The organism is Nonomuraea cypriaca, from assembly GCF_015645445.1.
Classification (GTDB): domain Bacteria; phylum Actinomycetota; class Actinomycetes; order Streptosporangiales; family Streptosporangiaceae; genus Nonomuraea; species Nonomuraea cypriaca.
Genome location: NZ_JADOGI010000021.1, coordinates 25,677 through 43,871, shown reverse-complemented (window position 1 = coordinate 43,871; position 18,195 = coordinate 25,677). Strand labels below are relative to the sequence as shown.

Below are 18,195 nucleotides of genomic sequence, written 5' to 3'. Positions count from 1 at the left end.
CTTGAGAGGTACGTGGTCGGCCTGGCTGCACTCCGGACAGAATGTTTCGGAAGATCACTGAAAGTTTCATTTGGCACCACCGAACCTGCTCGGCTAAGAAGGGCCAATGAACAGGTCATATGCGTTTTCGAGACGTACCGAAAACAGGAAGATGATCGCGACCTTACGGGGATCGTTGACAGCCCGACAGGTCAGACGAACACTGTCGCCATCGACAGACCGCAACCACTGTCGATCCGGGTCACCCACCGCGACCCGGCCCCTCCTGTCGTCAACCGGCAACGCCGCCGGCCGTCACCCCGGCCACCGACAGCCCCGCTGGGTGTAGCACGCTGCCTGGCCTCCCGCCAGCCTTCTCGAGGAGGTAGCACGCACATGAACGACGCCCCCGCCTACCCGAAGAGCCGCAGACGCGGCCGCATCAGGCTGCACGTCGGCCGTGCCTGCGCGGTGGTGCTGGCCGCGGTCCTCGCGATGGTGCCCGGCATCGCCAACGCCGCCATAACGTCCAACCAAACTGGCAACAATAACGGCTACTTCTATTCCTTCTGGACCGACAGCAATGGAACGGTCTCCATGGAACTGGGGTCCGGCGGAAATTACAGCACCTCGTGGCGAAACACCGGTAACTTCGTCGCCGGTAAGGGCTGGAACCCCGGCGGGCGCAGGACCGTGACCTACTCGGGCAGCTTCAATCCGTCCGGTAATTCGTATCTGACTCTCTATGGGTGGACGAGAAACCCACTCGTGGAATATTACATCGTCGACAACTGGGGCACTTATCGGCCCACCGGAACGTACAAGGGCACGGTCACCAGCGATGGCGGCACGTACGACATTTACCAGACGACGCGATACAACGCCCCCTCCATCGAGGGCACCAGGACCTTCAACCAGTACTGGAGCGTCCGGCAGTCGAAGAAGACCGGCGGAACCATAACCGCCGGCAACCACTTCGACGCATGGGCCCGTAACGGAATGAGCCTGGGCAGCCATGACTACATGATCATGGCAACGGAGGGATACCAGAGCAGCGGAAACTCCAACATCACGGTGGGCGGCTCCACCGGCGGCAACCCGGGAAACCCCGGTGACCCCGGAAACCCGGGTGATGGCTGCACCGCGACGCTGTCCGCGGGTCAGCAGTGGAGTGATCGCTACAACCTCGCCGTCTCGGTCAGCGGCTCGAGCAACTGGACCGTGACGATGAACGTACCGTCCCCGGCGAGAGTCCTCTCGACGTGGAACGTCAGCGCCAGCTACCCCAGCAGCCAGGTCATGACGGCCAGACCCAACGGCAACGGCAACAACTGGGGCGTGACGATCCAGCACAACGGCAACTACACCTGGCCGACGGTCTCCTGCAGCGCAGGCTGACCTCCGAACACCTGTGGCGCGGCGGCCCACGGCCTCCGCGCCACAGTGCTGCCGACCCGGCGCCGGCCACAGCCCCCCTGTCCTCGCGGGAGTACACCGGAGCGTCCTGGAGATCGGGCCGGGTCGTCAGCCCGAGACGAGCCGAAGGATCGCGGTGCCGTCCGCCTGTGCCACCACCTGCAGGACGACTGCCCCGTCCTTCCTGGCCGGAGGCTTCCGCACGACCATGCCGCACGCACTCCTGCTGCCGCTGCCGGAGAAGACGGCGACGCAGCTGCTGCCATCGCCACTCGTGTCGCCGCTCGTCTGGTTGCTCCCCGAGGTCACCAGGTAGCCGACCTCGTTCTCGCGGACCTTGGTCAGGGACAGCTTCACGGGGCCGTCAGGGCTGTCGAAGCGGATCGTCACCGGTTCGGACACCACAATCTCGCAGTTCCCGTCGGCGCATGCCTCGGGATCACTCTCGGCAGCGTCTGTAACTGCCGGGGACGGGGCGAGCGTGGCGTGCGACGGGCTCGAGGCGGGGGCAGAGGCGGAGGCGGGAGCCGGGGCAGAGGCAGAGGCGGAGGCGGAGGCGGAGGCGGGCGAGAATGAGGGCTTGACGCTTTCTGTGCCCTCGCCGGGATCGCTGCCGCATCCGGCCACGGCCAGTGCGGTGAGCGGGGCCAGCAGAACGCAGCCGGCCGCACGTCGCGTGCGTCCCACCGTGGTCGGGTGTGACATGGCATTCAGCCCTTCGTATCTCGTCCAGGGTCAGGTGGCGAGCCTAATGAGTGTCGCCGCGGACGGAAGGCTGGTTCCGGCGCACTTTCTGAATGCTGTTCGAGCTCTTTGCTGAGGCCGGTGTTGTCGCGAGAAGCGTGGCCGAGGTGAACCCTGGCCTGCACCGCTGCGTACCCACGTACAAAGCGACTGAGACACCGGGTACAACGTGACGAACGTACTGCATCGGCTACGGATCATCGCCGCCTGCTGCCTGACCGCGCTGGGCGTGGGCTTCGTCCTGGCGTCGGCCTGGAGCCCTGAGCCGATCGACGCCGCGGGCCACGACCATCACCAGGCCGGGCCGGGGCCGCGTCCTACGGCGACCATGGAACGCATCATCGCGGCGGCTCGATGCCCGCGCCCGCAGGAACAGGGGCACAGCGCCGAGTTCCGTCAAGTGGTGTGCCAGTCCCCGCAAGGTCGCTACACCATCATGACCTTCGCGGCGCCTGCCGGTAAGGACGCCTGGCTCGACGAGGCGGAGCCGTACGGCGGAACCTACCTCGGCGGCGACCGGTGGGCGGTCGTCTCCGCTCCAGCCCTCCTCCGCGAACTCCGCGATCAGCTGGGCGGAGAGATCCGTGGACACCGTCGCGGAGGGCAGGAGCCGAGCTGATCTCGCTACAGGGCGATGAGTCCGGCGTGTGTCGGCCGGAACCCGCAGGACCCGAAGTAGAAGTCCTTCAGGTCGTCGTCGAAGTCGACGTGGAGCCACTCGCACCCGGCCGCGCGGGCCTGCCCGACGGCGACGGCGACAAGCTCGCTCCCGACCCCGCGCCGCCGAAACCGCTCCGCCACCATGGTGTCGAGGACGAAGGCGTGTACGGAGCCGTCCCATGCCACGTTGACGAAGCCCACGAGCTCGTCGTTCTCCTTGGCGCAGACCCACCCGAGGCTGTGCCGGTTGACCTGAGCCCACAAGTCGTCCTCCATGGGCGCATGGCCGAAGCCCTCCGCGTGCAGCGCGTTGATCGCCGCGTTGTCGAAGTGGCCCCGCCATACGTATGCGATCGTCATGGCGCGACTCTAGGAAGAGCCCCACTCCGTCGACAACGGGATTTCCGGTTCCCGAAAAGGTGAAATCCTTTCGCTGTAGCGCTGGAAGACCCCGACGGCAACGCCGTCCGCTTGTCCGATTACCACGGCATTCATGCCGTGCTGGTCTATTTCATGCGGTCGACATCGTGCCCGGTATTCGACGAAAGGAAATCACCGCGGCCCTCCAGACCCTGCGTACGGCTTGACCCCCACGTGGCGTCAGGCCACACAGTGGTGACATGAACGCACAAGAGCACACCGTGGGTGTGGTCGCCGAGTTGGCCGGGATATCGATCCGGACGCTGCACCACTACGACGAGATCGGTCTGCTGGAGCCGAGCGATCGCAACGCCGCCGGTTACCGGCTCTACTCGGGCGATGACCTGCGCCGGCTGCAGCGCATCCTGTTCTACCGGGAACTGGACTTCGATCTGGACACCATCGGGGCCATCCTGGCCGATCCGGCGCGTACCGACGTCGACCGGCTGCACGAGCAGCGGCGGCTGCTCACCGATCGGATCGCCCGGCACCAAACCATGGTCGCCGTGATCGACAAGGAACTCGACGCACGCAAGATCGGCATCGCCCTCACCCTGAAAGAGCGGCTCGAAGTCTTCGGCAGCACCCGCCTGGAGGACAACGCCGCACAGGCGGAGGAGAAGTGGGGCGGGACCGAATCGTGGCGGCAGCAACAGCAGCGGGCCCTACGCTACTCAGCCGAGGACTGGGACGAGATCCGCAGGGAACAGTCCGGCATCCACCTGCGCCTGCTCGACGCCATGAACGCCGGCACCCCGGCCACCGACCCGGCCGTCATGGACCTGGCAGAGGAACATCGGCTGCATCTCGACCGCCGCTTCCACGACTGCGACCACGACACCCACCGGACCCTCGCCAAGTCGTACTTGGCCAACGAGCGCATCGGCCGCAACTACGACGACATGGCACCCGGCCTGTCCCGCTACATCCACGACGCCATCATCGCCAACGCCGACCGCGCGACAAGCTGACGCCCTCCGGGCCGTGCCCGAAGTGCGCCATCAAGAGCGCCGCCGCCTGACCGGTCAGGCGGCAAGCAGGTGCAGTCGCGGCTGGAAGCGCTGGAAGGTGGTGGAGATCAGGCCCGGCCACTGGTGGGCTCTTCTCCACTGCGGGTCGTCCTCCAGTTGGGGTGGACGCTGTTCCATGGCATCACGATGGGCCTGGATGGCCTGTACCGTCGCCTCCTGCCGCTGCGGCGAGCCCACTCGCCAGGTCCCGAACAACGCCACACTGTCCGCGTCCAGAACCGCGACTGAACCGGCACGAACGTCCATCAGTCTCTCCAATCCCGGGTGGACGATCCCTGCTAAACCTCGCGGGCGGAGTCCGCGACCAGTTGGCCGGCACGTTGCCGCAGGTCGGCGGCGAACTCCTCGGCCCGGCCCAACTGCGTGCGCAACGCCTCGCACCTCTCGTGGGCGGCCTGCTCGAACCGGCGCAACCGCGCCAGCAGGTGCTCACGCTCGGCCGCGCCGAGCGACGCCGCCGTCCCGGTGTCGTCGAGGCGGTCGGTGATGGCCAGCAGTTCGCCCATCTCCTCCAGCGTGAAGCCGAGCGGCTTCATCCGGCGGATCACCATCAGCCGGGCCACGTCGGCCTCGGTGTACAAGCGGAACCCACCCTGGCTGCGTGCTGAGGGCCGTACCAGACCCACTTCGTCGTAGTGGCGGATGGTCCGCAGTGACAGCTCGGTTCGCGCGGCCACCTGCCCGATGTGCATGTGATCCCCGCCACCGTCCGGGGAGGCCGGAACCCCCTCGCCCGCAGCGGAAAGCGCTGATCCGTCCATCTTTCGCATGACCTCACTGCTCGGGTGGCTGAGGTGGTGAGGGCGAGCGTGGCCGCCCCTCCGAATCTCTACTCTAACGTTAGGGTAGAGTTGCCGACGGCCAGGACGGGTCCGGCAGGAGAGCTTGTCCACCCGTTCTAAGGATGTCGTGTTGCCCAGCTCCGCCCCCATGCCCGCCCACCGGCCCCAACGCCTGACCGCACGGCTGCGACCCGGCCGCCCCGCCTGGCTGAAGCCCGCAGTGGCCCGCACCGAGATTCTGTCCGGGCTGGTCGTGGCGCTCGCGTTGATCCCCGAGGCGATCTCGTTCTCCATCATCGCGGGCGTCGACCCCAGCGTCGGCCTGTTCGCCTCCTTCACCATGGCCGTGGTCATCTCCATCGCCGGCGGCCGCCCCGCCATGATCTCCGCCGCCACCGGCGCCATCGCGCTCGTCGTGGCGCCGCTGGCACGCGAGCACGGCATGGGGTACCTGATCGCCACCGTCATCCTCGGCGGCCTCATCCAGGTCGCGCTCGGCGCCCTCGGCGTGGCCAAGCTGATGCGGTTCGTGCCGCGCAGCGTCATGGTGGGATTCGTCAACGCCCTGGCTATTCTGATCTTCATGGCGCAGGTGCCCGAGCTCATCGGCGTGCCCTGGATCGTCTACCCCTTGGTCGTCGGCGCGCTGGCCCTGATGGTGTTCCTGCCCCGCCTGACCAAGGTGATCCCGGCGCCGCTGATCTCCATCGCCGCACTGACCGCGCTCACCGTCGGCGCTCACCTGGCCGTGCCGACCGTCGGCGACCGCGGCACGCTGCCCTCCTCGCTGCCCGTGCCCGGTCTGCCCGACGTGCCCCTCACGCTGGACATGCTGACCCTCATCGCCCCGTACGCGCTCGGGTTCGCCCTGGTCGGGCTGATGGAGTCGCTGATGACGGCCAAGCTGGTGGACGACCTGACCGACACCCGTTCGTCCAAGACCCGCGAGTCCATCGGCCAGGGCATCGCCAACATCGTCACCGGCCTGTTCGGCGGCATGGGCGGCTGCGCCATGATCGGTCAGACGATGATCAACGTGAAGAACGGCGCCCGCACCCGGCTGTCCACCTTCACCGCCGGCGTGCTGCTGATGGTCCTGTGCATCGTCTTCGGCCCCTGGGTCTCCCAGATCCCGATGGCCGCGCTGGTCGCCGTCATGATCCTGGTCTCCTTCGGCACCTTCGACTGGCACTCCATCGCCCCGGCCACGCTCAAGCGCCTGCCCGCCGGCGAGATCACCGTCATGGTCGTCACCGTCGCCGTCGTGGTCGCCACCCACAACCTGGCCATCGGCGTCGTCGTCGGCTCGCTGACCGGCCTGGTCATCTTCGCCCGGAGGGTCGCCCACCTGGCCAACGTCACCGCCTGCCTCGACCCCGACGGCCGCCAGGTCGTCTATGCCGTCACCGGCGAGCTGTTCTTCGCCTCCAGCAACGACCTCGTCACCCAGTTCGACTACGCCACCGACCCCGACGACGTGGTCATCGACCTGACCGACGCCCATATCTGGGACGCCTCGTCGGTCGCCGCCCTGGACGCCGTCGAGGCCAAGTACGCGGCCCGCGGCAAGACCGTACAGATCACCGGACTCAACCAGGCCAGCGCCCGCATGCACGCCACCCTGTCCGGCGAGCTGTCCGGCAGCCACTGAACAGGGCGCCGACGGCCGAGCGGCGCACGCGTACGCCGTGGCCACGGTGCTGCGGCACACGCGCCGACGGCGATCAGGCCCGATCGCCCCGACGGCGAACTGGGAGCGGCGATCGACGAGCACTTCGGCTCGTTCGACGCCTTCAAGTTGCCTCCTGCGTGTTACATCCGTAACATGGCTATGTGACGGACAATACGGATGGATCCGGCTGGTTGTTGATCAGCGTGTCCACCGCCGGCGCCGCGCCGACCCTTCGCGTTCAGGTCTGGCGCAAGCTGCGCTCGCTGGGCGCGTTGTATCTGCAGCAGTCGGTGTGCCTGCTGCCCGAGCGCCAGTACACCGTCCAGCAGGTGCGCCGCCTGCTGGACCGCGTACACCAGCAGGGCGGGACCGGCCGCATGCTGCGCCTGACCCTCACCGACCAGGCCGAGGAGCGGCAGATCATCGGCGAGTTCGACGCCGCCCGCGACGCCGAGTACAACGAGGTGCTGGAGCGGCTGCCGGCCTTCCGCCAGGAACTGACGCACGAACGCGAACGCGGCCGCGCCACCTACGCCGAGGTCGAGGAGTCAGAAGCGGACCTGGAACGCTTCCGCGCCTGGATGGCCAAAATCGCCGCACGCGACTACTTCGCGGCCCCGGCCGGGGCGACGGCGCGGGCCGCCATCGAGGAGGCCGCCGCCGACCTGGCCGCCTTCGAGCAGGACGCGCTGGCGGCCGAATACCCCGGCGGCGCGGCTGGGAGCGAGCGGCCATGACCGGATCCTGGGGCTGGGACCTGCTGATCGGGATCGCGTCCGCGCTGATGGTCGCCTGGCTGGCGCTCATCGCGACGCTGGCGATCGCCCGGCCTCGCGGCGGCTTGTTGCGCGAGGCGCTGCGACTACTGCCTGACGTGCTGCGCCTGGTACGCCGCCTCGCGGCCGATTCCGACCTGCCGCGCGGGGTACGCGTCCGGCTCGCGTTGCTGCTGGCCTACCTCGCCATGCCCATCGACCTGGTGCCGGACTTCATCCCGATCCTCGGATACGCGGACGACGCCATCATCATCACCGCCGTACTGCGATCCGTCGTTCGCCGGGCCGGCCTGGAGGCGGTTCGCCGTCACTGGCCGGGCACGGACGACGGATTCACCGCGCTGTGCCGCCTGACCGGCCTCTCAGCGTCCTGACGTGAGGACTCAGAGGCTCATCCGGTACGGGTCTCGTAGGCGGTTCTGCTGGCCTCGATGTCCGCGATGTGCTCGATGGCCCAGCCGGCAAGGGCCAGCGCGGGCGGAATGAGACTCCGCCCGGTGGGGGTCAGCTCGTATTCGACTCTCGGCGGAACCTCCGCGTACGCCGTACGGGAGACCAGGCCGTCGCGCTCCAGGTTCCGGAGCGTCAGCGTCAGCATCCGCTGGGAGATCCCGGGGATCTGCCGATGCAGATCGGTGAAGCGCAGCCGCTGCTGATCAAGGGTCGCCACGACCAGCAGGGTCCACTTGTCGCAGATCCGGTCGAGGATCGTGCGGATCGTCCGGCCGCCGTCTCCGCGGATCATGCAGGTGTGCTCGTACTGCGACATGACAGCCCCTTGTGCGTAACGCACACGCATGTGCCTTTTGTAAGCCTCTCAAGCATCATGAGGCAACTTACGAACAGTAACCATCAGCTCCGGAGCCCCACATGGCTTTGAACCGGCCACGCCCGCCCCCGCTGGCCAGGGGCGGGCGTGGTCGAGCCGGCCTGAGCGCTACTGCGGCGCCGGCTCCAGGGCCTCTCCTCCCCCGAAGCCCTCCACCCGGCACCGGTTCTGGATCCCCGAAATGTCGACCCCTTCGGCCGGGACGCTGTTGTAGGTCCAGGAGATGGCGTTCGGGTCAGAGCCGGCGGCCGACACGATCTTCACGTCGAAACCGTGCTCCTTTCAGCTTGAGGTGTTCGCCGATCCGGTACGCCTGCGGCAGGCAGTGGGCAACCTGGTGTCGAACGCGATCCGGCACACGCCGTCCGGAGGCACGGTGACCCTCACCGCCCGGCGGGAGGGCGGGCAACTGGTGATCGACGTCGTCGACACCGGCGTCGGGATCGCCCCGGAGGACCTGCCCATGGTCTTCGAACGGTTCTGGCGAGCCGACGCCTCGCGCGACCGGCGGACGGGCGGCAGCGGGCTCGGGCTGTCCATCGTCCGCAAGCTCGTCGAGGCGCACGGTGGCACCGTCTCGGCGTCCAGCGTCCCGGGCGAGGGCACGACGTTGACCCTGCGCCTGCCCGCCCAAGCGACCCAAACGTGATCCGGCCTTCCCTCAAGAGCTTGGACGGGCGCCGGCGACGTCAGGAGCTCGTGAGGATGACGAGTTGCTGCGTCGCCCTGGTCATCGCGACATAACGGTCGACCGCTCCTTCGATGCCCTCGCCGAACGTCTCCGGGTCGACGAGGACGACCAGGTCGAACTCCAGCCCCTTCGCCAGCTCCGGGGTCAGCGACCGGACGCGGGACGTCTCCTGGAACGTGGGATCGCCGATGACGCAGGCGATCCCGTCGGCATGTGCGGCGAGCCAGGTGCCGAGGATCGAGCCCAGATCCGAAGCAGATCCGTGTACGACGGGAACGCCGCCGCTGCGGATGGAGGTCGGCACGTTGGCGTCGGGGAGCACGGCCCGGATGACCGGCTCGGCCTCCACCATGATCTCCTCCGGCGTCCGGTAGTTGATGCTCAGGGAGGCCAGGTTGATCCGGTCGAGCCCGATCCGCTCGAGCCGTTCCTGCCACGACTCCGTGAACCCGTGCCTGGCCTGCGCACGGTCCCCGACGATGGTGAAACTCCTGGACGGGCACCGGATCAGCAACATCCGCCACTCGGCGTCGGTCAGTTCCTGAGCCTCGTCCACGACGATGTGCGCGAAAGGGCCGGCGAGCAGGTCGGGTTCGGTGCCGGGCGCTGCGGTCTCGTCGACCAGGGCGTCCCGCATGTCCTGTCCATGCAGCATCGTCACCGCGCCTTCACCGTCGTCATCGGCCTCGAGCAGGTGGTCGACGACCTGCGCCATGCGCTCGCGTTCGGCGGCGACAGAGGCTTTGTGCCGGCGCTCACGTAGTGACGCCTCCGGGTCGCCGAGCCGCTGCCGTGCCGCGTCCAGAAGCGGAAGGTCGGACACCGTCCAGGCGTGGGCGTCCCCGCGCCGCAACCGCCGAACCTCGTCGGGGCTGAGCCAGGGAGCGCACATCCGCAGGTAGGCGGGTACCGACCACAGGTCTCCCACCAGGTCGGCCGCTTCGATCAGCGGCCACGCGCGGTTGAACGTCGTGAGCAGCTCCCTGTTCCGCAGCAGCGACTTGCGAAGCAGGTCAGGCGAGGCGTCGCCGTCGTGCTTGTCCCCCAGGATCGTGAGCAGCTCCTCCCAGATCTGGTCGCGCGCATCGTTGTGCGGAGTGCCGGGTTCTGGTGCCTCGAACGCCTCGGCCCAGTCGTCGGCGCTCAGCCAGATGTCGGACCAGTGGGTCGTGACCGTCATCCCCTTGGTGGGCGGGTTCTCGTAGAACCTGACGGCCGGCTCGATCGCCTTCACCATGTTCGCGGACGACTTCAGGCGGGCCACGTCCGGGTCGGTCTCGATCGCTGCCGCGGCTCCCTCGGCGACCAGGTCCCGCAGGGTACAGGTCTGCACGCCCTCCTCTCCGAGGCTGGGCAGGACGTCGGCGACGTAGGCCAGGTACGGCTGGTGCGGGCCGACGAACAGCACGCCGCCCCGGCGGTGACCGAGGCGAGGGTCGGAGTAGAGGAGGTAGGCGGAGCGGTGCAGGGCGACGACGGTCTTCCCCGTACCCGGACCGCCGTCGACGACGAGAGCGCCGCGGGATCCCGCACGGATGATGGCGTCCTGGTCGGCCTGGATGGTGCCGAGCACGTCTCGCATCCGTGCCGACCGGTTGCCGCCCAGGCTGGCGATGAAGGCGGACTGGTCGTCGAGCGCGGCGTGCCCTTCAAACCCGTCCGAGGTGAACACCTCGTCCCAGTAGTCGCTGATCCGGCCGCGGGTCCAGCGATACCTGCGGCGGCTCGCCAGGCCCATCGGGTTGGCGTGGGTGGCTCCGAAGAACGGCGCAGCCGCGGGGGAACGCCAGTCGAGCAGCAGCCGGCGACCCGTGCTGTCCGTGAGGCCGAGTCGTCCGACGTACACGGGCTCGGGGTCGTCCGCGCTGACCATGTGTCCGAGGCACAGGTCCAGGCCGAAGCGACGCAGTGCGCGCAGGCGAGCCGTCAGCCGGTGGACCTCCAGGTCCCGGTCCAACGCCTGCCTGCCTACGCCACCGGGCGACCTGCGCTCGGCGTCGAGGCGGTCGGACAGGTCGGCGATCGACTGCTCGAGGCTCTCCGCGATGGCCGCGAAGTGCCGCTCATCGGCGGCGATCAGCTTCGGGTCGGCCTTGGGGGAAAGGTGGTCGGGAAGGTCGAACGCGCTCATAGTCAGGGGGTCCACGTCTTCAGCTCCGATCTGAGGTCACTTGCACGCAAGGCGTCTGGACCGGCGTGCCTCGTGGCCAGGGAGAGCAACGTTCCGCCTGACGTGGACCCGTGGCCGTCGGCGCCGGGGCAGGTCCGCTGGCGACCGCTAGCCCCGCCAGCGATTCGACGTCCCCGCGAGACCCATACGTCGACAACAACACCCGCACTTCGCGTCCCCCATTTCCGCAGCTTCTGGCCTCGGCCGACGATTCTGCGGCATGACCCGGGCCTTGCCGCAAGCCCCCCGGTGCGCTATACGTTGAGAGTGGAAAGGCGTGAATGCTCCCCTTTCCCTTTTGTGGATCGACATCACGAAACGGCGGCGCGCCGGCGTCGGCCGACTGTGAGGACGGCCGACCAGTGGCGGGTGAGTCTTCCGTCCGAGCGTGCGGCGAGGCGGCGGCGTATCTCCTGGTAGAGGGGTTCACGCTTGGCCGGGTCCATGGCGATGTGGCCGGAGAACGTGTCCAGCAGAGCGATGTACTCGTCTGCCGTGTAGCGCACGGCCCATACATAGAGCTTCGAACCGACCACCGTGAAGTGTCCGGAGGCCTCGAACTCGGCAGCGATGGGGTCAGGCTGGTCCTCTGGCGGTGGCGGGGGCCACGGGCCGCCATGGCCTTCGCCGATCTCCTCATAGACCTGCTGAATCTCGGTGAAGAACGGGTCGAAGCCCGCCGGAAACGGGTGGTCGGCGTTCCATACGGCCAAGTGGCCGCCCTGGGTGAGGAGGGCGGCTGCCTTCGCGTACTTGACCTCCGGGTCCACCCACTTCCACGCCGTGGCCGCGTACACGAGATCGAAGCGGACCCCTGTCGGCGGCTCCCAACCTTCGAATGACGACGTGACCACGGAGACGTCGGCGAATTCGGCGAGGCGGTGCCGCGCCTCCGCCGCCAGGGCACCGCCGAGTTCGACCGCGCTGATCCGGAAACCCATCCGCGCCAATGGCAGCGTGGCCTTCCCCGGGCCGCATCCGACTTCGAGCAGGTGCGCGGGTGGCGTGACCCCCGTGGTCGCCAGCAGGTCGGAATACAGCTCGTCCGGGTAGTCGGGGCGTGCGTCTTGATAGAAGGCTGCCACACTGTCAAAGGTGGCTCGCAGCCGAAGATCGCGGGACATACTCCAATCCTGACAGCGCCACACACCGCCGTCGCCCGGATCATCCCTCCTCAGGACGCGTACGAGGATCCCCTGAACAAGATGAAGCACAAGCAACCCGCTGCCCGAGGCCTCGATGTATGACGTGCCGACCTCGGTGTTGCGGCTGGCGGAGACTTTGGTCATGCTGGCCGCCTCCGCCGACGAACAGGTCGCGTGGATTGACCGGCACCAGTGGCAAACGGACGAATTTGCGCTCGACTTCGACTGGGCGAAGGGGTGGGTGCCGTGGAGTGTCGAAGAGAGATCGCCAGGACTCTTGCCCCGAGCGCTCCATGATCTTCTGCAGCGCATCGACGACCGCCTATCGCTGATGAGTGGTCACGCCCACGCAGAAAAGTGGACCCCCGAAGGACTCGCGACCGATCCCGGATGGGCTGAGGTCAGGCATCTCTCCAGTCAGGCGCTCACCGAGATCGCCGCGCTGCGTCTGATCGCCATCCCCTCGCCGGCAGATCTGCAGACACGACCAAGGTCTTCCTCGCGGTCGCGGCCACCTGCGCTTATGGCACAGCAGCAACGTGGACACCCTCTGACATAGTCACTTTCCTTTAGGTACCTACTATACGAAGGATGTTAGCTTCCCCGAGTCGCCGATTCGGAACGGAGCTGTTCGTGATCGTAGTAACTGGCGCCACAGGAAATGCCGGGCAACCGCTGGTCCACGCGCTCGCCCAGGCAAGTGAGCAAGTAACGGCCGTCTCCCGGCGACCGGCCGAACTGCCGGGGCACCGGCAGGCCGATCTCGCCGACCCGGAAAGCCTTCGCCCCGTACTCGACGGCGCCGACGTGCTGTTCCTCCTCGTCGCGGCGGCGTGGAACGTCGTCGCCTTCACATGACCACACTGCCGTTGCCGGCCTCCGCGGAGCGCTTCCTGGCCGAGCCGCATCTCGCCACCCTGACCACCTTCCGGCCGGACGGGTCTCCCCACGTGGTGGCCGTCCGTTTCACCTGGGACCGCGACGCGGGACTGGCCCGCGTCATGACGGCCGGCTCGTCCCGCAAGGCCAGGAACCTCCTGTCGGCCCCCGGAAGCCGCGCCGCGCTCTGCCAGGTCGCGGGCTTCCGCTGGATCACACTCGAAGGTACGGCCACCGTGTCCGGCGACCCGCTGCGGGTCGCCGAAGGAGCACGGGGATACACCAGGCGCTACTCATCATCACCGCCCAACCCACCCGGGCGGGTGGTGGTCGAGATCGCCGTCGACCTGGTGATGAACCTCAACACGTGATTTGTCGCAACAGAAAGGTCTGCCATGCCAACCGCGCACATTCTCGACTCGACGATGTTCTACCGGGAACTCGGGACGGGAACACCGATGGTCTTCCTGCACGGGAACCCGCACTCATCCTATTTGTGGCGTCACATCATGCCCGCCGTCGGTGACCCCGGCCGGCGGCTCGCACCCGATCTGATCGGAATGGGGAACTCCGGGAAGCCCGGCATCGACTACGCATTCAGCGATCATGCGCGCTATCTGGACGCCTGGTTCGACGCCTTGGACCTCGATGACGTGGTCCTCATCGGGCACGACTGGGGCGGCGCGCTCGCCTTCGACTGGGCGGCCCGCCACCCCGGACGCGTGCGCGGCATCGCGTTCACCGAGACGATCGTGAAGCCGATGTCCTGGGAGGAGTTCCCCGAAGCCGGGCGGGAGCTGTTCAAGGCGATCAAGACGGAGGGTGCCGGCGAGACCATACTCCTGGACGACAACCTGTTCATCGAGGGCAGTGGCCTCCCGGAGGAGGATCTCGCCGTCTACCGCAAGCCGTTCCCCACCCGGGACAGCCGCCTGCCGATCCTTCGATGGGCGCGATCGATGCCACTCGGCGGCGAGCCTGCCGACGTCGTGGCCATCGTCGAGGCGTACGACACGTGGCTGGCGACCAGCACCGGCGTACCCAAGCTGTTGATCGCGTTCGAGCCCGGCCAGGGCGCCATGATGGGCCACGAGATGGTCGAGTGGTGCGCCGGCAACATGGCCGCTCTCGAGATCGAAAAGCATGGCGTCGCCGGCCACAGCACTCCGGAAGAGCAACCTCAGGCGATCGCCACGGCCATCGCCGGCTGGATGGGCAGGCACGGGCTGCGCTGAGGCGGCGCGTGGCTCCGCCCGCGCGCTCGGCGCCGGACCGCGTCTGCTCCAGCCCGTGACGACCGGGCGGCTCCCCCACGAGGAACGCGGAAGGCCCGGAATGATGCATCATCGGTCCATGACGGACGAGATCGGTTACCTGCTCGACAACGCGCGGGCGGAGGCCGGGGTGCGTTTCGCGGCGCTGTCGGCGATCTTCGATCCACCGACGTTCCGGCGGATCGACGACTTCGGAATCGGGCCCGGGTGGCGGTGCTGGGAGGTCGGGGCCGGGGGGCCGTCCGTCCCGCGCGGGCTGGCCGAACGCGTCGGGCCCACCGGCCGGGTCCTGGCGACCGACATCGACGTCTCCTGGACCCGTGACGCGGCCGGCCCGGTGATGGAGGTACGCCGGCACGACGTCGCCCGCGACGACCCTCCCGATGAGGCGTTCGACCTCGTGCACGCCCGCCTGGTGCTGGTGCACGTAGCCGACCGCGAGCGGGCCCTGGGGTCGATGATCGCGGCCCTGAAACCTGGTGGCCGCATCCTTCTCGAGGACGCCGACCCCGCGCTGCAGCCGCTGAGCTCCCCGTACGAGCACGGGGAACGTGAGCGGCTGGCCAACCGGATCCGCACCGGGTTCCGCGCGATGCTGGCCGGGCGCGGCGCCGACCTCGCGTACGGACGGCGGCTTCCCGGGCTGCTCCGCGCCGCCGGACTGGTCGACGTGGCGGCCGAGGCCTACTTCCCGATCGCCTCTCCCGCCTGCGACCTGCTGGAGACAGCGACCATCGCACACATCCGCGACGGCCTGGTCGCCGGCGGCCACGCGACCGAGGACGAGGTCGAGCGGCACCTGGCCAACGTGGCGGCCGGAGGCATGGACCTGGCCACCGCGCCGATGGTGTCGGCCTGGGGCCGCCGTCCGGGGTAAACCACGCCGCGCCCTCGACCGTCTCAAAAGGGCGGCCATCATCGCGTACGCAGGCTGAACCGACGGTTTTACAGGGCGTGACCGTTCGCCCGAGCAAGGCCGGCCATGGAGGCGTTCGGGGTCACCAGGAACGGTTGGAGTAGCGACTCCAGTCGAAGTGACCCGAACGGCCCTCACCGATACGGAACTTGTAACCGTCGAAGCCGCCGCGGGCGCTGTAGCTGAAGCGGTACTTGCCGTGCCCGCCTGTCACGAACCGGCGACCCTGGTGCCAGCCACGGTCGTCGTGGTACCAGAAGTCCACGTAGGTGTTCTCACGGTCATGGTCACGGTCCCACACGTCGACGTCGAAGTAGTAGCGACCGTTGGCGAAGTAGTAGTAGCCCTTGTAGTAAGAACGCTCACCACGCGACTCGCCCCGGCCGTAGCCGGAGTAGCCGTCGAACCAGTGCTTGGTGAAAGACGCCGCAGAGAGCACGCTCGCGGTGGAGGCAGTGGAGGCGGTGGCGGCCTGGGCGGGGGCGGCGGCCACACCGGCCAGCACCGCGCCGGCAAGAACCGTGCCGGCGAGAACGTTACGAAGCTTCAACATGACGACCTGTCCCTGGATGTGAGGAGTGTTCGGGGGTTTCACCGTCCGACGCGATCCGTGTTGATCGCTCCGGACGACGCTCAATCTAGGCAGTCACGACCCGGCGTTCTGCGTACAAACGCACACATCAGCGCGAGCGTGCACAACGACACACAACGAAGGCGACACCCCGTCGATCGGTACCGCCCTCGGGCAGAGGCGGTCGTGGTGCGCCCTTTCTCCTCACGGCACCAAGTCATATTTGTATCAAGTGATACGGTATCGAATGAAAGAGTGCTGTTAATATGGGTTTATGAGCACCAACGTTCCCCGCGCAACTACGGCCTCGCGTGCAACCGACCGCCCTGGAGACGCCTCGCCTTTCGCTCTCGGCCTGCTGCTGCGGCAGGCGCACTGGCGTGCGGCCACGGTGATGACGGAGGCGGTTCGGCCGCTCGGCATCGAGATGCGGCATTTTGCCGTGCTGATCGTGCTGGTCAACCGCGGGCCCACGGTCCAGCGGGACTTGGCGGCAGCGACGGGGTCGGACAAGGCAGCGATCATGCGAGTCGTGGACGACCTGGAGCGTAAGGGGCTGGCCGTACGCAAGAGCGTTCCGGGGGACCGGCGGGTACGGGCAGTGGAGATCACACCTCAAGGCGTCGAGCTCTTCGATGCAGCCCATGTGGCAGCGGAGCCACTGGCCAAAAGTCTGGTCGCGGAGCTGGGTCCCGGAGAGCCCGAGCAGCTGAGGGATCTGTTGACCCGGTTTGCCTACCCCGCGGACGGTGAGGCGTAGGCGCTCGCCGCCACTACCGAACCGGACGGGAGCCTCGATGCCAGAAGTCCGCGCGCGCTATATCGTATTGAATGATACTATCGTGAATGATAGCGTTACAAACGCGACAGACTAGGGCGCGTTGAGCGGGTAGAAGGTGAATGATCTTGGACGTCTATGAGGCGGTCATGAGCCGACGGGCGGTGCGCAGATTCACCGGCCGGCGCATCCCGAGGGAGGTGCTCCAGCGCGTGCTGTCCGCCGCGGCTTGGGCGCCGTCCGCATCGAACATCCAGCCCTGGCACGCCTACGTGCTTACCGGCAGGCCGCTGGCCGAGCTCAAGGAGCGCATGGGCAAGCGCCTGGCCGCGGGCGACCCTTGGGACGAGCCGGAGTACGAGAACTACCCGGCCGCTCTGAAGTCCCCGTACCACGAGCGCAAATTCGCCTTCGGCCAGGAGCACTACGGCGCGCTGGGTATCGCGCGCGAGGACTTGGAGGCGCGCCAGCGGGCCGCCGCCGAGAACTGGGAATGTTATGGCGCGCCCGCCGCCCTGTTCTGCTACATCGACCGCGACATGGGCCTGCCGCAATGGTCCGACGTCGGCATGTTCCTGCAGACCGTCATGCTGCTGCTGCGCGCCGAAGGGCTGCACAGTTGCACGCAGATGGCGTGGTCGAAGTATCACAAGACCGTCGCGGAGATCCTGTCCCCTCCGGACGAGTTGCTTCTCTTCTGCGGCATGTCGATCGGATTCGAGGACGTCACGGTGGACTACGCCCGTACGGGCCGGGCACCGCTCGACGAGACGGTCATGTTCGTCGGGGGCTAGCCCACGGAGAGGGATCATCAACACCGATCGAGGTGTAGATGAAGCCAAGTTCATAACTTTGAGAGGAAATGCAATGACTTACAACGTTGGCTATATCGTCGGGAGCCTGTCCCAAAAATCGATCAACAGGAAGCTCGCTCTGGCTTTGAGCCGTCTCGCGCCGCCGGAACTCCGCCTCGCGGAGATCCCCATCGGCGGGCTGCCCCTGTACAACCACGACCACGACCCGAACTATCCCGCCGTGGCCCAGGAGTTCAAGGACGCGATCAAAGCCTCCGACGCCCTCCTGTTCGTCACCCCGGAGTACAACCGGTCCATCCCGGGTGCGCTGAAGAACGCCATCGACTGGGCGACCCGGCCCTATGGATCCAACGTGCTGAACGGCAAGCCGTCCGCGATCATCGGAGCCTCGCCCGGCGCGATCTCCACCGCGGTCGCACAGCAGCACCTCAAGACCATCCTGTCCTTCACCAACTCGCCGGTGATGGGTCAGCCCGAGGCCTACATCCAGTTCACCAAGGGACTGATCGACGACGAGAGCGGACATATCCAGGTGCCAGCCACCGCCGACCTTCTGACCGGATACATGCGGGCCTTCGCGGCGCACATCCGGCGCCACCACCACGACATCCCGCACCTGTAGGCCGCCTCTAGAGCGAGCCTTACTC

General features: G+C 67.6%; 23 protein-coding genes and 1 pseudogene. 15 read left to right on the top strand and 9 right to left on the bottom strand.

Annotated features, from left to right (window positions below; genetic code table 11):
* The first annotated feature begins 375 nt into the window (after positions 1–375).
* Positions 376–1,377, top strand: coding sequence for a glycoside hydrolase family 11 protein (locus tag ITP53_RS09755; RefSeq protein WP_195895002.1), 1,002 nt, complete (start codon positions 376–378; stop codon positions 1,375–1,377).
* Between the two features lie 126 nt (positions 1,378–1,503).
* On the opposite strand, the gene ITP53_RS55900 is transcribed toward ITP53_RS09755, so the two are convergent.
* On the bottom strand, positions 1,504–2,100 hold the full coding sequence (locus ITP53_RS55900; protein ID WP_207755730.1) for a hypothetical protein: 597 nt from the start codon (positions 2,098–2,100) through the stop codon (positions 1,504–1,506).
* 208 nt (positions 2,101–2,308) lie between these two features.
* On the opposite strand from ITP53_RS55900, the gene ITP53_RS09745 reads away from it, so the two are divergent.
* Entirely contained in the window at positions 2,309–2,758 is a 450-nt protein-coding gene (locus tag ITP53_RS09745) for a hypothetical protein (RefSeq protein WP_195895000.1), read from the top strand.
* 5 nt (positions 2,759–2,763) lie between these two features.
* Here the strand turns inward: ITP53_RS09745 and ITP53_RS09740 are convergent, their stop codons facing one another.
* Positions 2,764–3,159 (bottom strand): GNAT family N-acetyltransferase, encoded by a 396-nt coding sequence (locus ITP53_RS09740; protein ID WP_195894999.1) that lies wholly within the window; start codon positions 3,157–3,159, stop codon positions 2,764–2,766.
* A gap of 260 nt (positions 3,160–3,419) precedes the next feature.
* On the opposite strand from ITP53_RS09740, the gene ITP53_RS09735 reads away from it, so the two are divergent.
* Positions 3,420–4,190, top strand: coding sequence for a MerR family transcriptional regulator (locus ITP53_RS09735; RefSeq protein ID WP_195894998.1), 771 nt, complete (start codon positions 3,420–3,422; stop codon positions 4,188–4,190).
* A 54-nt stretch (positions 4,191–4,244) separates the two neighbouring features.
* On the opposite strand, the gene ITP53_RS09730 is transcribed toward ITP53_RS09735, so the two are convergent.
* Together ITP53_RS09730 and ITP53_RS09725 are read right to left on the bottom strand one after the other, a co-directional pair.
* Positions 4,245–4,496 carry a hypothetical protein gene (locus ITP53_RS09730; protein ID WP_195894997.1) on the bottom strand — a complete coding sequence of 84 codons (252 nt, stop codon included), beginning with the start codon at positions 4,494–4,496 and terminating at the stop codon, positions 4,245–4,247.
* A 32-nt stretch (positions 4,497–4,528) separates the two neighbouring features.
* Positions 4,529–4,942 carry a MerR family transcriptional regulator gene (locus ITP53_RS09725; RefSeq protein WP_195894996.1) on the bottom strand — a complete coding sequence of 138 codons (414 nt, stop codon included), beginning with the start codon at positions 4,940–4,942 and terminating at the stop codon, positions 4,529–4,531.
* Between the two features lie 238 nt (positions 4,943–5,180).
* Between ITP53_RS09725 and ITP53_RS09720 the strand changes: the two genes are divergently transcribed.
* The 3 genes from ITP53_RS09720 to ITP53_RS09710 all read left to right on the top strand — a co-directional run bounded on the left by ITP53_RS09720 (position 5,181) and on the right by ITP53_RS09710 (position 7,854).
* Complete coding sequence (locus ITP53_RS09720; protein ID WP_195895033.1) at positions 5,181–6,683, top strand: SulP family inorganic anion transporter; 1,503 nt, start codon at positions 5,181–5,183, stop codon at positions 6,681–6,683.
* Positions 6,684–6,865: 182 nt separating this feature from the next.
* Positions 6,866–7,441: a Chromate resistance protein ChrB gene (locus tag ITP53_RS09715; RefSeq protein WP_195894995.1), complete on the top strand. Its 576-nt coding sequence runs from the start codon at positions 6,866–6,868 to the stop codon at positions 7,439–7,441.
* A complete protein-coding gene (locus ITP53_RS09710; RefSeq protein WP_195894994.1) occupies positions 7,438–7,854 on the top strand; it encodes a YkvA family protein in 417 nt (138 codons plus the stop codon). The genes ITP53_RS09715 and ITP53_RS09710 overlap by 4 nt, the downstream gene beginning before the upstream one ends.
* Positions 7,855–7,871: 17 nt before the next feature.
* On the opposite strand, the gene ITP53_RS09705 is transcribed toward ITP53_RS09710, so the two are convergent.
* Complete coding sequence (locus tag ITP53_RS09705) at positions 7,872–8,249, bottom strand: winged helix-turn-helix transcriptional regulator (RefSeq protein ID WP_195894993.1); 378 nt, start codon at positions 8,247–8,249, stop codon at positions 7,872–7,874.
* A gap of 168 nt (positions 8,250–8,417) precedes the next feature.
* The gene (locus tag ITP53_RS09700) at positions 8,418–8,573 is read right to left on the bottom strand and encodes a hypothetical protein (protein WP_195895038.1); all 156 of its coding nucleotides are present in this window, start codon (positions 8,571–8,573) and stop codon (positions 8,418–8,420) included.
* A 28-nt stretch (positions 8,574–8,601) separates the two neighbouring features.
* On the opposite strand from ITP53_RS09700, the gene ITP53_RS09695 reads away from it, so the two are divergent.
* Complete coding sequence (locus tag ITP53_RS09695; protein WP_456238095.1) at positions 8,602–8,958, top strand: sensor histidine kinase; 357 nt, start codon at positions 8,602–8,604, stop codon at positions 8,956–8,958.
* A 40-nt stretch (positions 8,959–8,998) separates the two neighbouring features.
* Here ITP53_RS09695 and helR read toward each other — a convergent pair whose 3' ends face one another.
* Together helR and ITP53_RS09685 are read right to left on the bottom strand one after the other, a co-directional pair.
* Positions 8,999–11,131, bottom strand: coding sequence for an RNA polymerase recycling motor ATPase HelR (helR, locus tag ITP53_RS09690; protein ID WP_207755733.1), 2,133 nt, complete (start codon positions 11,129–11,131; stop codon positions 8,999–9,001).
* A gap of 350 nt (positions 11,132–11,481) precedes the next feature.
* Positions 11,482–12,459 carry a class I SAM-dependent methyltransferase gene (locus tag ITP53_RS09685; RefSeq protein ID WP_236050644.1) on the bottom strand — a complete coding sequence of 326 codons (978 nt, stop codon included), beginning with the start codon at positions 12,457–12,459 and terminating at the stop codon, positions 11,482–11,484.
* Here ITP53_RS09685 and ITP53_RS09680 point away from each other — a divergent pair.
* The 5 genes and pseudogenes from ITP53_RS09680 (at position 12,458) to ITP53_RS09660 (ending at position 15,345) form a co-directional block, all read left to right on the top strand.
* Positions 12,458–12,874, top strand: a complete 417-nt coding sequence (locus ITP53_RS09680; protein WP_195894990.1) for a hypothetical protein — start codon at positions 12,458–12,460, stop codon at positions 12,872–12,874. The two genes, ITP53_RS09685 and ITP53_RS09680, sit on opposite strands and share 2 nt — an antisense overlap.
* Positions 12,875–12,948: 74 nt before the next feature.
* Entirely contained in the window at positions 12,949–13,173 is a 225-nt protein-coding gene (locus tag ITP53_RS09675; protein ID WP_195894989.1) for an SDR family oxidoreductase, read from the top strand.
* Positions 13,170–13,565 (top strand): pyridoxamine 5'-phosphate oxidase family protein, encoded by a 396-nt coding sequence (locus ITP53_RS09670; protein WP_195894988.1) that lies wholly within the window; start codon positions 13,170–13,172, stop codon positions 13,563–13,565. The genes ITP53_RS09675 and ITP53_RS09670 overlap by 4 nt, the downstream gene beginning before the upstream one ends.
* 21 nt (positions 13,566–13,586) lie before the next feature.
* Positions 13,587–14,429 (top strand): annotated as a pseudogene (locus ITP53_RS09665) (haloalkane dehalogenase); the annotation flags it as partial.
* A 118-nt stretch (positions 14,430–14,547) separates the two neighbouring features.
* Positions 14,548–15,345, top strand: coding sequence for a methyltransferase domain-containing protein (locus ITP53_RS09660; protein WP_195894986.1), 798 nt, complete (start codon positions 14,548–14,550; stop codon positions 15,343–15,345).
* 121 nt (positions 15,346–15,466) lie between these two features.
* Here the strand turns inward: ITP53_RS09660 and ITP53_RS09655 are convergent, their stop codons facing one another.
* Positions 15,467–15,937 (bottom strand): hypothetical protein, encoded by a 471-nt coding sequence (locus ITP53_RS09655; RefSeq protein ID WP_195894985.1) that lies wholly within the window; start codon positions 15,935–15,937, stop codon positions 15,467–15,469.
* A gap of 292 nt (positions 15,938–16,229) precedes the next feature.
* Here ITP53_RS09655 and ITP53_RS09650 point away from each other — a divergent pair, with 292 nt between their 5' ends.
* The 3 genes from ITP53_RS09650 to ITP53_RS09640 all read left to right on the top strand — a co-directional run bounded on the left by ITP53_RS09650 (position 16,230) and on the right by ITP53_RS09640 (position 18,170).
* Positions 16,230–16,715 carry a MarR family winged helix-turn-helix transcriptional regulator gene (locus ITP53_RS09650; protein WP_195894984.1) on the top strand — a complete coding sequence of 162 codons (486 nt, stop codon included), beginning with the start codon at positions 16,230–16,232 and terminating at the stop codon, positions 16,713–16,715.
* A gap of 146 nt (positions 16,716–16,861) precedes the next feature.
* Positions 16,862–17,527: a nitroreductase gene (locus tag ITP53_RS09645; RefSeq protein ID WP_195894983.1), complete on the top strand. Its 666-nt coding sequence runs from the start codon at positions 16,862–16,864 to the stop codon at positions 17,525–17,527.
* A 73-nt stretch (positions 17,528–17,600) separates the two neighbouring features.
* A complete protein-coding gene (locus ITP53_RS09640) occupies positions 17,601–18,170 on the top strand; it encodes an NADPH-dependent FMN reductase (protein ID WP_195894982.1) in 570 nt (189 codons plus the stop codon).
* Positions 18,171–18,195: the final 25 nt, after the last annotated feature.

Bases quoted from the DNA above. Each gene is read 5' to 3' on its own strand.
- ITP53_RS09755 (WP_195895002.1), top strand. From the start codon at position 376: ATGAACGACGCCCCCGCCTACCCGAAGAGCCGCAGACGCGGCCGCATC.
- ITP53_RS55900 (WP_207755730.1), bottom strand. From the start codon at position 2,100: ATGTCACACCCGACCACGGTGGGACGCACGCGACGTGCGGCCGGCTGC.
- ITP53_RS09740 (WP_195894999.1), bottom strand. From the start codon at position 3,159: ATGACGATCGCATACGTATGGCGGGGCCACTTCGACAACGCGGCGATC.
- ITP53_RS09735 (WP_195894998.1), top strand. From the start codon at position 3,420: ATGAACGCACAAGAGCACACCGTGGGTGTGGTCGCCGAGTTGGCCGGG.
- ITP53_RS09730 (WP_195894997.1), bottom strand. From the start codon at position 4,496: ATGGACGTTCGTGCCGGTTCAGTCGCGGTTCTGGACGCGGACAGTGTG.
- ITP53_RS09725 (WP_195894996.1), bottom strand. From the start codon at position 4,942: ATGCACATCGGGCAGGTGGCCGCGCGAACCGAGCTGTCACTGCGGACC.
- ITP53_RS09720 (WP_195895033.1), top strand. From the start codon at position 5,181: ATGCCCGCCCACCGGCCCCAACGCCTGACCGCACGGCTGCGACCCGGC.
- ITP53_RS09710 (WP_195894994.1), top strand. From the start codon at position 7,438: ATGACCGGATCCTGGGGCTGGGACCTGCTGATCGGGATCGCGTCCGCG.
- ITP53_RS09705 (WP_195894993.1), bottom strand. From the start codon at position 8,249: ATGTCGCAGTACGAGCACACCTGCATGATCCGCGGAGACGGCGGCCGG.
- helR (WP_207755733.1), bottom strand. From the start codon at position 11,131: ATGAGCGCGTTCGACCTTCCCGACCACCTTTCCCCCAAGGCCGACCCG.
- ITP53_RS09680 (WP_195894990.1), top strand. From the start codon at position 12,458: ATGCTGGCCGCCTCCGCCGACGAACAGGTCGCGTGGATTGACCGGCAC.
- ITP53_RS09685 (WP_236050644.1), bottom strand. From the start codon at position 12,459: ATGACCAAAGTCTCCGCCAGCCGCAACACCGAGGTCGGCACGTCATAC.
- ITP53_RS09670 (WP_195894988.1), top strand. From the start codon at position 13,170: ATGACCACACTGCCGTTGCCGGCCTCCGCGGAGCGCTTCCTGGCCGAG.
- ITP53_RS09660 (WP_195894986.1), top strand. From the start codon at position 14,548: ATGACGGACGAGATCGGTTACCTGCTCGACAACGCGCGGGCGGAGGCC.
- ITP53_RS09655 (WP_195894985.1), bottom strand. From the start codon at position 15,937: ATGTTGAAGCTTCGTAACGTTCTCGCCGGCACGGTTCTTGCCGGCGCG.
- ITP53_RS09650 (WP_195894984.1), top strand. From the start codon at position 16,230: ATGAGCACCAACGTTCCCCGCGCAACTACGGCCTCGCGTGCAACCGAC.
- ITP53_RS09640 (WP_195894982.1), top strand. From the start codon at position 17,601: ATGACTTACAACGTTGGCTATATCGTCGGGAGCCTGTCCCAAAAATCG.